Consider the following 12,380-nt stretch of genomic DNA (forward strand, 5'->3'; position numbering starts at 1 on the left):
CTAAGTAAAGATAGTACTATTGTAATGTTCTAACAACACCTAGAATACATAATGACATGTTTAACGGGAGCGTGATAACTTTGAGGTTTCTGTCAAAGCTACTATTAATCGTTGTTCTGATAGGTGCAGGATATCTAGTGTTTTTTGTATACTCCTTGGCTTACGGCAGTCCATTTCAAAAATATAACTTTAAGAATGAAGCAATTCAGTATTTGAAAAAGACTTACCCTGACGAAAAAACGAAATTACTTGATATTGAGTACAGCTTCAAATGGTCTAATGGAGATCATGATTACTTCGAAGCTCATTTTTATTTTCTTAACGACAACTCTCATAAGCAATATACCGTTTATAAAATCAATATGAATACAGAATTAGACGATAATTTCCGCGATCCGATGTGAAATTGTTTGTTGAGAAACACTTTTTTTATATATACTATTACTCAATTAACGATATCTTAATATCACCAACCCGGTAACAGAATGCCCAAGGAGCAGAACAGCCTTAGTGGTTCTGCTCCTATATTTATTTTTGTTGAAGTAACTGGCAGTTTAGTTCAAACCTTGAGAATGTAATGAAGCATTCCAGGATTCCGCCGATGATTAATCAAATCGAGACTCATCCGGAGTTTCCACAGAACGAATTGCACGAATATCTCGCTCGGCATAGGTTACATGAGGCCTGGGGACCATTGGGGCAAGGAAATAAAGCGTTGCTTGATCGTCCGGAGTTGGTCAAAATAGCCTTTCATCACAATAAGTCGGTGGCTAAAGTCATCTTGCGTTGGCATTTACAAAGGGGGGTTATTGTGATTCCAAAATCCTCAAACTCACGAAGAATAAAAGAAAATACTGAGATATTCGACTTTGAATTAACAGAAAAAGAAATAGAAAAAATAGATCGATTGAATACGGGCAAAAGGTATTCGGTCAATCCGATTGGTTATTTGGTTAATCCATTTTATATAAAGATGATGAAGTTTTTTGTGAAATAAATATTCGTTCTCTTTTATCATTTCATTAACGCTGGATGTAAAGCCTGTTGTTGGACCACATATTTCTGGTTGTGTACGCCCCCATGTAGAAACGACCGAATGGGGAAGTGCTACAGCAACAAGGAATTCACATGAAAAAAAGTTGTTTTAGTTGATTCAAATGATTAAACTAACGGATAATAGTAGGTTCAAATAATCGATGAGACGAAGAGGGGGAAACCGAAATGAAGACGATTAAGTGCATGATGGACCACCTATACTGGGCGGACGGACGCATCTTGGACGCGCTCGAGGAGAGTGAGACGAAGAACAAGGATCTACTGAAGCTGGTTCGGCACATCGCGGTCGCGGAACGAGTCTGGCTGTCCCGATTGCAGGGCAAGGGCAGCGCGCAGTATTCGTTGTGGGAGGAAGTGGATGACCTGATGGCGATTCGAGTGATGTTCGAAGAAAACGCCGATCAATATCGCGTCTATATCGAAGGGCTGGAGGAATCCGAGTTGGACGAGATGATCGACTATGCGAACCAGAGCGGGGTTCCGTTCCAAACGTCCATCCGGGACATCCTGTTGCAGGTTCTCTTACATGGGCAATATCACCGGGGGCAAATCAACCGGGCACTTCGGATCGAATCGGCAGAGCCTGTCCAAGTCGATTACATCACGTTCGCGAGGCTCTAACTGGCCTGATAAGATCGGCTGCTGTTCGCCATTGAAGTAACGGACAGTTTTGCGCAACATTGTTGTCTTCAAAAAAATTCAGATTTCCACTTGAACCTTACGTTACGTAATGATTTATTATGAATGTAACAGCAGGGTGATACGCGGGCCAACGGCCAAAAAATCGAACAAATAAATTCAAAATTGGAGGAGAAACGAACATGAGAAAACTCGTTCTATTTCTGCACGCATCGCTTGACGGTTTTGTAGAAGGGCCGAATGGTGAAATGGACATTGGCTGGGTTTCCTACGATGCTGATTTGGAGAAACACGCGAAAGAAATTCTGAGTACTGCCGACACTGTCATTTGGGGACGTGGGACTTATCAGATGATGCACAGTTACTGGCCGTCTGTGCCTTCGAACCCATCAGCTTCGCAGCATGAACGGAATCATGCCGAGTGGATCGAAAAGACAGCCAAAATCGTGTTTTCCACGACGCTGGAGAAAGTCGAATGGAATAATTCCAGACTCGTGAAAGAAGATGTCGAGAAAGAGATCAATAACCTCAAACAGCAGCCAGGCAAGGATATGGTCATCCTCGGCAGTCCTAGGTTGGCACATCACCTTATGCAGCTTGATTTAATTGATGAGTATAAAATTACGGTTTCTCCCGTCCTGATCGGTAAGGGATTGCCGTTATTCCAAGGTCTCAAGGAGAAGGTCAATCTTAAGCTAATCGAAAACAAGACCTTTAATTCTGGAGCCTTAGGTCTCGTATACCAGACGGTAAGATGACCTTGTCTCCTATAGTAGATTATGTTCTGTGAAAAAAAGTCATCAACTTCTTAAAAATAAGTTTTAGACTGGTCCAATAAATAAAGCAGCGACAGAACAAGACTCGATAAATAAAGTCTTAGACTGCCGCTGTAGTTGTTCATATTACTGAACATGTATTTCTGATTTGACATTTTGACTTAAAAATTTCATTAAATCATTACTCAGCTTCACAATCTCATTGTTAGCACTGTTCGCATAATCCGGCAACATCATATCCCTAACCATTTTAGTTCGTAGCCATGCCATAAAGAAAAGATCCAAAAATAAGTTTGGGAATTTAAACACCATTTTAAGCATTGGTGGATCAATTGAAACGCCTGCTTTTTGTATTGCCCTAAGATATGCTTTTAAAGTGACTGTTATTTTGCGTGCCTTCATTCTGGTTCTGGTTGTTTTTTTGTCAATTATCTTATTCTCAGAATGCAAAAAGCTCAACATGGCAATGTCTGATACGGAATGTGTGATTAGATACGCTTGCATATCCTTTTTAACAACGTAGGGAAGCTTTGCTGTTTTAAATAATTTTGCGAGGGTTTCTATGCGTTCTGTCACTACACCATTAATTTCTCCAAAAGCAGTTGCCGCTATAATCTTTGGTAGAAATCGAGCATGCAATACTCCATCTTTAATCTGTCCGCCGAAGCCGGGAAAAGCTGGTAAAAGCCTATCCCCTACAATATCCAGCCACGAAGAAAATCCAATTGAATTACTAGTCATCGTAACTATATTTTTGCTCTGATTATCTTTTAGCGCTAACAACGCTGATTCGGACCGATCATAACGAACGGTAACGAAAATAAAATCGTATACATCGTCATTTTCGAGCGTATCAATGACATTCGCTTGTATCGATCTAACTTTACTTTTTTCTTTATATTGCAGGCCATTTTCTCTTAATGATTGAAATCTATTAGAATGTGCAAACAGGCTAACGTCAAACCCTGCTTCAATAAGCTTAATTGCGTACATGCTTCCGATGACACCTGCACCAAAAATTAAAATTCTATCTTGTTTTGCTGACATTAAAACCACCCCTGCTTTTCCTTTTGATCATCAGACAACATGTTGTATGATGTGATTGTAAATCTTTATTATTCCTTGATCAACCATCAGTTTTTTATTATTTGTCGGATGATATTGGTATTCGCTAGTAGGAGGGAAACATGAAAAAACAACCCCAAATAACGGAGAAAACAAGACATAAGTTTGTAGAGGTTTTTTGTGAGTTATATAGCCAAAAGCCGATTGAGAAAATTTCGGTTCAGGAAATTGCGAATAAGTCAGGATTTAACCGCAGCACCTTTTATCAATACTTTACTGACATTTACGAACTGTTAGATTCTGTTGAAAATGACTTATTGAATGACATAAAAAAAGAATTGGCGAATAAAGAGCTATCGATGCATACGGTTCAAGATACGTTTTATTGTCTGGACAAAAGAGAACATCTCCTGGTTCTTAATGCTCTTTTGGGTGATTATGGAAGTATCCGTTTTTTAAAACGCTTAAAGAAAGAAACCACTTTGAATCAATTAGAACTAAACGTTCCGCAAAACCATACCTTAACGCCATACTTAATGGAGTTTTACCTGACAACTTCCCTTTCTTTATTTCGTCTTTGGCTCCAGCGTCAAAAGGATTTATCGTCAGAACAATTTTTCAAGTTAGTGGAGAACCTATATTTAAGAGGGATTACGCCCTATTTTAAAGAATGATCATTCAAACCAAATCCATATGTTGTATAACAATAAAAAAGCGCGCATAAGCTTGTTAACGGTGTAAATAGCAGATGCAATGACAGTGAACGTTTTATTTGGATTCGGGAGTGGGAAGGTAACTATTTAGGGGGCATTCGTTATGTCGATTAGTAAAAGGAAACTCATAATTTCAATTTCATTTGGTTTAAATATTATTTTTATTGTGTGCTTATTTTTCTTGTATCAGTTGTATCAAGAAAATACAGATATGAAAAAAGGAGTTATCCTTCAATATGCTATACAGCAAAATGAAGTGCTACTAGATTTAGAAACTGCACTTAACCATGAAGATGACAAAGTAGATTATGTTAATTCGCTAGTCGGAGCGTACGCGAACATCTATCATAACTTTAATCTAACCAAAAACTATAATTCTGTTGGAGAGAAAGTGAATTTCCCTGAAAATATAAATATTTTCAACAACCCGAAATCTTCGTCGCCTGTTGTCTATTCTTTAGATAATCGTGTAACAGATGAATTCAACGATGAAATGAATCAGAAATTGAAACAATATATCTCTTATGTTTCGCAAGTAGTTAAAACACTGGATTTTCAAAATAAAATTAAAGGCAAGAGTTTAAGTGAGCAGTATAAAACATTAAACGAAGTTAGCGTTTTAATCGATGGATTTAATTTAGAAAAGTAATCGAATCCGTTTATTACGATATCGGGGAACGATAGTTGAATAACACACTCTGGATCAGGTGCTACGGTAGTAGTCTGGGATCCGGCAGTTGCTCCTTTTTTTCTTTAGAGTAAGGGCACATCAAACAAACGCGTGCCATTATTGGCACGCGGGAAGTTTGGATGTTATTAATTTTTTATAATTGTGTGGACAGATAATTGGCCAGTTGCTCGAACGTTCCCTCCATACCTTGTGCAGCCATCAGTGCCATTGCATCGTATGCGGCCTGTTCTTCATCTGAAGCATTCAGTGGGCCTCCTTGAAGCGTCAGGATTGTCTTACCTTCGACTTCTTCAAGCGTCAGGATGTTCAAGATTTCAAGAGGCCATTGTGGGTTAAATGGAGCGCGGATGGTATTGCCATTTTCATCAGAGAAAGATTGGACCCATATCAGCTTCTCAGGCGGCTGAACTTCTTGGTAAACAAACTTGCCCCACATGACATGCTGTCCGTCCGGCGACTTCTGACATCCGAAAAACATTCCGCCTGGATGCACTTCCATCTTAACGACTTCAAGGGTGAATCCCTGGGGGCCCCACCAGTTGCCGAAGTGATCAGGTTCGGTCCATACTTTGTACACCAGCTCGCGCGGAGCGTTAAATTCACGTGTCAGAAAAATTCCTTTAGGGTTGCTCATTTTTAATCCTCCTCAGATCTAAGTATTGTACTTGATTTCTGCAAATTCTATAGATGCTTCTTTGTTCCGTCCCGATTAAGGCTTTTACAGCGTGTCTGAAGCTTGTTTTAAAAGCTCCGACAACAGTGAAAGATCCGCAGAATCGTCTTCACGTAATTTGATCCACTTTCGTTCGGCAGGCCCATCGAATGTTTTTGGGAATTCTATGCCGTTAGCATTCATAATCATAAATGCAATCGCATCTTTAGAAGGCGAAATAACGGCAGCATAATGTCCATTTTTCAGAAAATGAGGCTTCTTATATTGAATTCGTTCTTCTACCGCCGGAATTGTCTCATGCACTAGATTGCGTAGCGTGGAGCTGATAATGGACTGCCATTTTGGCAAATTTTCAATATAGGCTGTAACTTCCTGATTCATTTTTTATTTCCCTCCAGTTGGGATGTTTTTTACTCACACGTCAAATATACCTGTAAAGGAATATTCCTGTCAATGCATATTTTGGCGCGTTGATGTACCTAAAAAAGGCAGGATCGGGGATCTCCGATCTCCCTAATCTTGCATTCATGCCTGTTACATGTTTTTCTAGTGTACTAAATTATCCAAATCCGGCTGCAATTTATTTCGTAGAACATACAGCATGATGGCTCCAACAAGGAATGCGACAGCATCCGCAATGACCAGCGACCAGACTACCCCGTGGAAGCCGTTCATTTGATTGGCGATATACAGCACAGGAATTAGAGTAATTCCTTGAATACCTGACATAATAAATGCCGCGGTTCCTTGCGCTGTTGCCTGGAAGATCCCCGTAAACAACGATGTCATTCCTGTAATGAACAAGGATAAGAACGTTACATGTAGAATATAGCTGCCCATTTCAATTAATTGCGGATCATTTGTGAATAATCCAATTAAATGATCGGAAATCAGATAGACGATAACGCCGAACACGGCTGCTAACACCACAATCGCTTTGATCGTGAATCCAATCGTATTTTTCATCCGTAATTTATTCGCTGTAAAAGAGAAGGCAATGAGCGGCACGACGCCCTCGCATAAGCCCATCAGAATAAACTCAGGAAATTGCAATAGACGTGATGAAATTCCGTAAGCTGCTACGGACTGATCTCCATATTCGACCAGAAAATGGTTAAATATAAGCGACATTGCACCCAAAAAGATACTCATAATAAAAACGGGAACTCCGATTTTGAATACATTGCTCAAAATGTCCTTGGTTGCCTTGAACCATTTTACGGAGACGGTTAAGAATTGGCTCTTATATCCGATATGGAAGGCGTAAAACGCACTCGCAACCAAATTAGAAAAGACCGTAGCAGATGCAACGCCGATCACGTCCCAATGGAAGACAAAAATGACTAGCGCATCGAGAATAATATTTACAACTACACTAAGAATCATACCGACCATCGACGTAATTGCTGCACCCTCAGATCGGACGATATTCTCCAGCGTGAAGAATAATACGACGAATGGTGAACCTATTAGCATAATCGTGACGTAGTCCTTCGTGAAACCGAAGGATTCAGGCGTTGCCCCCAKGCCATGTACGATGGGATTAATCAACGGGATGCCGACGGCCATCACGATAAGACCGAGAACTAAACTGCTATAAAAGGCGAATGAAGACACATGCTTAAGATCATCATATTTTTTCTCTCCTAATAAACGGGAGATGAATGTACCGCTTCCCATGCCAATCAAGTTGCCTAGCGCCATAATGATCGCGAATAACGGCAAGGTTAATGCGAGTGCGGTTAACATGGCCGTATTGTGAAGTGTGCCAAGGAAAAAGGCATTCAAGATCGAATATATGACACTCATTGACGTGCCTAGCATCATCGGTACAGCAAAGTGAGCTACGGCTTTTGCGACCGGTGCTTTTTCAAAGTAATGGAAGTTTTCTGTATCCATGCGGGTCACCACTTTCTTCATTTATTTCGGCGTAGTCTAACGGTGTTAGATTGAACCTTACAGTGTTAGATGATATCATGATCTTATGAACCTGTAAAGTACAAACTTACACTGTTAGATAAAAGGGCGGATGACGATGAAAAAGCAGCAGCCTCAGATCTCAGAGGATAAGATTTTGGAAGCTTCGTGGGAGCTTCTAGGGGAAGATGGCATCGAAAAATTCAGCCTGAGAAGATTGGCCGACCGTCTGGGAATTCAGGCTCCCTCTCTTTATTGGTACTTCGAGAGTAAGCAGAATCTTTACTACCGTCTGGCCAATCAGGTATCGAAAATGATCTTGGAGGAGTTCCGCTCCGAAGGCGACTGGAAGGAGCAGATGACGGGTCTTGCGGTAACCGTTCGGAGTGTGCTCAGCCGGTATCCCTGCTCCACGCAGCTCATGATGATGACTTTGCCCCATGAACCGGACATTATCCGCTTCACCAACCGTATGCTGCTTTGTGTGGAATCGACGCCGCTTGAGCAAGAGCAGAAATTACAAGCGGTTCTTACGCTTGTGAACTATGTCTTCTACTTCGTTCTGGACGATTATCAGCATCAGCGCAATGTTTCCGATATTCTTAAGGAGCAGGGAGTGCCTACAGACGGGGAGATGATGCGCCTTCTGGATTCCATGAGCGAGACGGATGCGGGACTATTCCGTAGGATGTTCAAGAGTGGGCTGTTCGATCTGATGGGAACCGACGGGGCTTTTGAGTTCGGAGTTAATCTTATTCTTTTGGGAATTGATCAGGTAATAAAGCAACAGGAAAAGTAGAATTAGCGCAACAAAATATATATCAAATGATTTTTAAGGCTGGTGATGTGCATGTCAAAAAACAGTCGCCTTACGAGTTCACAAGCCCTGGCCATTCAGTATATCAAACAGTATGCCAGTAGCCGAAGAGAAGCTGCACAAGCATCTATCCGAGAAATTCTCCAGTTGTCGAATATCCCTCTAGGTATATTTGAGGATGCTGTCGCTAAACTGCGATCACATGCCAGAGTCGCGTTACATTTCCATCCTGACCGTCCACTTGCAGACATGAAAAGTGTGGCACAAGCATTACATGAGCAAGGGATCTATAAGAGTCAGTTTGAAACGCAGATTTCTAATGGCAGCGTGTCTGCATTCCCAGGCGGTGCTCGAGACATTTGGGAGATGGGGCTGTTTGGAGGAGTTTATCAGTTGGAGGGAGTCAGCAATATGGAGAGGCCAAAATACGGGGCTTTAGATTTAATGTTACATTCTGATGGTCCGTCTCCGAGGTTTGGGTCATGCTATTTCCTTCTTTATCCACAGGTTTCCTATCGTAGCTCGTATACTTACGGTGGCTCCCAGGATGATCCTGCAGAAAAAGGCACCTATGAAGAATTCGATGACATTATCGCTGCCGTTCTTAAAGACGCATTCTTCCGAGAATATGCCCTTGGGGAACAAAATCTATCACCTCGAAAAGTGATCGATCGACTGTTAACATGCCAAGAGTTGCCTATTACTAATCGCTTAAAACAAATGCCAAGCCGAAATCTTAATCACTTTATTGAGGCTCAAGTCCATGGTGACATATCGCTTGAAAATGACGTGGAAATACTGATAGTTGACCCTTCATTTCAAGGAACTGACGTAGGGAGAACATTAGAGAAGCTATGCTCGAAATATTCAATTGAACTTCATTGGCATAAAGGATTTTCTATTGAGGCTGATGACGTACCATCCGATTTTAGGGGGCCAACTATGCCTTCACTGGCTAAACGAATAGCCAAGAAAAATCGAATTGATACCCGCATCGTTGGAGCTGCTGTTAATGACTTGAAACGTAATCCCGAATTATGGAGCGATAGAGGAACTTATGAAGAGGTACTCCAAGAATTAAAATTCATGTGGCACGTACTGGTAAGGTTCGGCAATCCTGTTGAATGACAACAGAAAAGAAGTCGACCAACTCGTTGGTCGACCTCTAATTATTTTATTGCGCGGTCAGGATCCGTGGACCTTCAGAAGTGATGGCGATCGTATGCTCGTATTGGGCGGCGAGCTTGCGGTCCAGCGTCCGCGCGGTCCAGTCGTCCGCATCGATTGTCATGTAGTAGGTGCCTTCGGTGATCATGGGCTCGATCGTGAATACCATGCCTTCCTTGATGCGGAGGCCTTTGCCGGGCTTCCCGACATGCATATAGTTCGGCGCCTCGTGCAGGTCTCGGCCGATGCCATGCGCGAGAAGGTCTCGTACGACGCCGAAACCGTTCGATTCGGCATGCCGCTGAATCGCGCTCGTCACGTCGCCGAGCCGATTGCCGGGCTGCGCCTGTGCGATGCCTAGGTCAAGGCATTCCTTCGTGACGCGCATCAGCTTCTCGGCCGTCGGCGAGATCTTCCCGACCGCATAGGTCCAGGCCGAATCGCCGAGCCAGCCGTCGAGCTCCGCGACCGTGTCGATCGTCACGATATCACCTTCCTCAAGAGGCTTATCGCTAGGGAAGCCATGCGCGATCACGTCGTTGACGGAGGCGCAGGTCGCATATTGATAGTCCTTATAACCCTTCGTGTATGGCCTGGCCCCGTGCTTCAAGATAATGTCCTCGAAGATTCGCTCAATCTCGTTCGTCGTGATACCCGGTTGGATGAGCGGGGCGATCGTGCGATGGCATTCGGCTACCACTTGACATGCCTTGTGGATGGCCTCGATTTCATGCATGCTTTTTAAGATGACCATGTTCGTATTAGGACTCCTTCGTAATGGCTTTCATCGCGAGCTGGGTGATACGATCGACGTCCAGCTCGGAAGTGCCTGCATAGTAGTACAGCCCGCAGCAGCCGACCAGAACGGCAAGCATATGGTCGACGCTGTCGTCTTCGCATTGGGCGATCGATTGGAGCGGTACGTATAGCCGTTCCATGAATTGTCTCTTAGCGGCGTGCCGGTCCTTCTCAGGCAAGCCTGCATAATGCTCCGCCGCCATTTTGTAGACAAGATAGGTGCGGGCGTCCGCCTGCCACAGCCGGAGCAGCGCCTTGCAATACCTCAACAGCTGCTTATCATTCGGGGTTTCGCCACGGATTGTCGCCCATTCTGCTAGGGCTTGCTCGCATCGCTCGAAGCCGCTGCCCAGCACATCTTCAATCAATAAATGTCGGTTGGGGTAATAATGGTACACCGTGCCGTAACCGAGCTCGGCCTCGCGGGCAACGTCACGAATATCAAAGCTGCCGCCGGTGCGGAAGTAGGCGCGTGCGGTGGCGTCAATGATCTGTTCTCTACGCTGCATGCGGATAAGCTCATTTTGTTCTTTGGTACGGGGGCACATTGGCGTGTGAACCTCCTTTTTATAGACCTGCAAATTTGTCGATATAAAGATTGTAACGTATTGGGCGGGGATATGCAAATTATCTGTTGGTGAATGAGTAGGGATGGTCAGATATTAAAATAGAGGATGCAAATGGTTATCCAATTAACATTCAGGACTTTTTGATATTCGTAGCAGTCGACGTGTTAGAGGAATTAGATGTAATATATGTAAATGAAGAGGAGGTGGAAGTGGATGCGAGAAGGTGTAATCATTCTTCTTATCCTTTCGCTTGGAATAAATGGATTTTTGTTTCTGAATGGGAAGTCGAAGCAAAAAGAACTTGAATCTGCAATCCTTATGAATGAGTTTGTTGATAGGGAGAAAGAATTGAGGATCTTCAAAGCATTTATCAATGAAATAGCAGACGATGACGATGTTTTCCCATACTTTAATGAAGAACAATCTGATTTATATTGGATACTTGAACAACCCTGTTATAATGTAATGCCAAAAGTGACTCATGACATTAGGAACGCAGATTTGGAATTGTATAATACCTATTCGGATTTTCTTATCGAATTTGATTCAGCATGTAACAGAATCGTAAATAGTCTTAAAACTAAATTGCCTCTTATGGATAAAGAGCAGTTATTAACGCTTTCTAATCGCTTAGATACGATTTACAATTCATTTACGAATAGTCTAAAGGGGTGGTCGGTCCATTCCAGTGTCAACAAGTTCGATGTACAATTCGAACCACAAAGAGAACTACTTGACGACGTACTAAAAGAGTTAGAGGTTGTATTTGAAGAACTCGAATATTTGAACCTAATGAAATAGAGATGATGCCTCAAAGACATCATCCCTACGTATGCTTGAAACAAGAAATCTCATAATTTCTTACTCTTGCGGGATCGCACTTTCATCCATAAATCCGATTTCCCATTGATGACCGTCTAGGTCAAGGAAGCTTCTCTGATACATGAAGCCGAGATCTTGAGTGTCATTTGCAATATTGCCGCCTGCCGCAATCGCGCTGTTCACTAACTTGTCCACTTTTTCGCGGCTCTCGACCATTAATGCAATTAAGACTTCGGTCGTTTTGGATGCATCAGAAATCTCTTTCTTAGTAAAGGTCTTGAAATACTCTTCAACCAACAACATGGAGTAAATGTTTTCTCCGATGACCATACAAGTTGCATTGTCGTCAGTAAAGTTTGGGTTGAATTCAAAGCCTACTGTGGTGAAAAACTCCATAGATCTCTTCAGGTCTTTAACTGGTAAATTAACAAACATACTTTTGGCTGTTTCTGCCATTTCGATCACCTCAAGTATACAGTAGCATTATGATAAATTGGATGTCAAACTACATTGAAGTAGGGCTTTCAAGTTGTATGGGACCCAAATTACKACAGGAGGTTGAAACACAGTTAATTCGGGGCTACCGATATGAAAATTACATATTTTAGTTTGAGGGGCACATTGTTGGAATCTTTTGCATGGTTACCAGTTAGGTCGCGAAAAAGATTTTTGTAAGG

General features: G+C 42.5%; 15 protein-coding genes and 1 pseudogene. 9 read left to right on the forward strand and 7 right to left on the reverse strand.

Features of this window, described 5'->3' with window-relative positions:
• The first annotated feature begins 56 nt into the window (after positions 1–56).
• The 4 genes and pseudogenes from AC1DF0_RS12910 to AC1DF0_RS12925 all read left to right on the forward strand — a co-directional run bounded on the left by AC1DF0_RS12910 (position 57) and on the right by AC1DF0_RS12925 (position 2,453).
• Complete coding sequence (locus tag AC1DF0_RS12910) at positions 57–404, forward strand: YfjL-like protein (protein WP_477574271.1); 348 nt, start codon at positions 57–59, stop codon at positions 402–404.
• A 149-nt stretch (positions 405–553) separates the two neighbouring features.
• Positions 554–997 (forward strand): annotated as a pseudogene (locus tag AC1DF0_RS12915) (aldo/keto reductase); the annotation flags it as partial.
• A 224-nt stretch (positions 998–1,221) separates the two neighbouring features.
• Complete coding sequence (locus tag AC1DF0_RS12920) at positions 1,222–1,677, forward strand: DinB family protein (protein WP_442053547.1); 456 nt, start codon at positions 1,222–1,224, stop codon at positions 1,675–1,677.
• A gap of 200 nt (positions 1,678–1,877) precedes the next feature.
• Positions 1,878–2,453, forward strand: coding sequence for a dihydrofolate reductase family protein (locus AC1DF0_RS12925; RefSeq protein WP_442053546.1), 576 nt, complete (start codon positions 1,878–1,880; stop codon positions 2,451–2,453).
• A gap of 144 nt (positions 2,454–2,597) precedes the next feature.
• Here the strand turns inward: AC1DF0_RS12925 and AC1DF0_RS12930 are convergent, their stop codons facing one another.
• Positions 2,598–3,518, reverse strand: a complete 921-nt coding sequence (locus tag AC1DF0_RS12930) for a ketopantoate reductase family protein (protein WP_477574272.1) — start codon at positions 3,516–3,518, stop codon at positions 2,598–2,600.
• Positions 3,519–3,658: 140 nt separating this feature from the next.
• Between AC1DF0_RS12930 and AC1DF0_RS12935 the strand changes: the two genes are divergently transcribed.
• Together AC1DF0_RS12935 and AC1DF0_RS12940 are read left to right on the forward strand one after the other, a co-directional pair.
• Positions 3,659–4,210, forward strand: coding sequence for a TetR/AcrR family transcriptional regulator (locus AC1DF0_RS12935; protein WP_477574273.1), 552 nt, complete (start codon positions 3,659–3,661; stop codon positions 4,208–4,210).
• A 142-nt stretch (positions 4,211–4,352) separates the two neighbouring features.
• Positions 4,353–4,898: a hypothetical protein gene (locus AC1DF0_RS12940; protein ID WP_477574274.1), complete on the forward strand. Its 546-nt coding sequence runs from the start codon at positions 4,353–4,355 to the stop codon at positions 4,896–4,898.
• A 175-nt stretch (positions 4,899–5,073) separates the two neighbouring features.
• Here the strand turns inward: AC1DF0_RS12940 and AC1DF0_RS12945 are convergent, their stop codons facing one another.
• The 3 genes from AC1DF0_RS12945 to AC1DF0_RS12955 all read right to left on the reverse strand — a co-directional run bounded on the left by AC1DF0_RS12945 (position 5,074) and on the right by AC1DF0_RS12955 (position 7,512).
• On the reverse strand, positions 5,074–5,574 hold the full coding sequence (locus AC1DF0_RS12945; protein ID WP_477574275.1) for an SRPBCC family protein: 501 nt from the start codon (positions 5,572–5,574) through the stop codon (positions 5,074–5,076).
• Between the two features lie 84 nt (positions 5,575–5,658).
• Positions 5,659–5,994, reverse strand: a complete 336-nt coding sequence (locus AC1DF0_RS12950; RefSeq protein ID WP_442052647.1) for a DUF1801 domain-containing protein — start codon at positions 5,992–5,994, stop codon at positions 5,659–5,661.
• 165 nt (positions 5,995–6,159) lie between these two features.
• Positions 6,160–7,512, reverse strand: a complete 1,353-nt coding sequence (locus AC1DF0_RS12955) for an MATE family efflux transporter (RefSeq protein WP_477574276.1) — start codon at positions 7,510–7,512, stop codon at positions 6,160–6,162.
• A gap of 136 nt (positions 7,513–7,648) precedes the next feature.
• Here AC1DF0_RS12955 and AC1DF0_RS12960 point away from each other — a divergent pair, with 136 nt between their 5' ends.
• Both AC1DF0_RS12960 and AC1DF0_RS12965 read left to right on the forward strand, forming a co-directional pair.
• The gene (locus AC1DF0_RS12960; protein ID WP_477574277.1) at positions 7,649–8,329 is read left to right on the forward strand and encodes a TetR/AcrR family transcriptional regulator; all 681 of its coding nucleotides are present in this window, start codon (positions 7,649–7,651) and stop codon (positions 8,327–8,329) included.
• A 51-nt stretch (positions 8,330–8,380) separates the two neighbouring features.
• Complete coding sequence (locus tag AC1DF0_RS12965; RefSeq protein ID WP_477574278.1) at positions 8,381–9,475, forward strand: DUF3626 domain-containing protein; 1,095 nt, start codon at positions 8,381–8,383, stop codon at positions 9,473–9,475.
• A gap of 46 nt (positions 9,476–9,521) precedes the next feature.
• Here AC1DF0_RS12965 and map read toward each other — a convergent pair whose 3' ends face one another.
• Entirely contained in the window at positions 9,522–10,268 is a 747-nt protein-coding gene (gene map, locus AC1DF0_RS12970; protein ID WP_442052644.1) for a type I methionyl aminopeptidase, read from the reverse strand.
• Between the two features lie 7 nt (positions 10,269–10,275).
• On the reverse strand, positions 10,276–10,860 hold the full coding sequence (locus AC1DF0_RS12975; RefSeq protein ID WP_442052643.1) for a TetR/AcrR family transcriptional regulator: 585 nt from the start codon (positions 10,858–10,860) through the stop codon (positions 10,276–10,278).
• Between the two features lie 234 nt (positions 10,861–11,094).
• On the opposite strand from AC1DF0_RS12975, the gene AC1DF0_RS12980 reads away from it, so the two are divergent.
• On the forward strand, positions 11,095–11,682 hold the full coding sequence (locus tag AC1DF0_RS12980; RefSeq protein ID WP_477574279.1) for a hypothetical protein: 588 nt from the start codon (positions 11,095–11,097) through the stop codon (positions 11,680–11,682).
• 60 nt (positions 11,683–11,742) lie between these two features.
• On the opposite strand, the gene AC1DF0_RS12985 is transcribed toward AC1DF0_RS12980, so the two are convergent.
• Positions 11,743–12,159, reverse strand: coding sequence for a VOC family protein (locus AC1DF0_RS12985; protein WP_477574280.1), 417 nt, complete (start codon positions 12,157–12,159; stop codon positions 11,743–11,745).
• Positions 12,160–12,380: the final 221 nt, after the last annotated feature.

The sequence above is a fragment of the Paenibacillus sp. 05T425 genome (assembly GCF_056396205.1).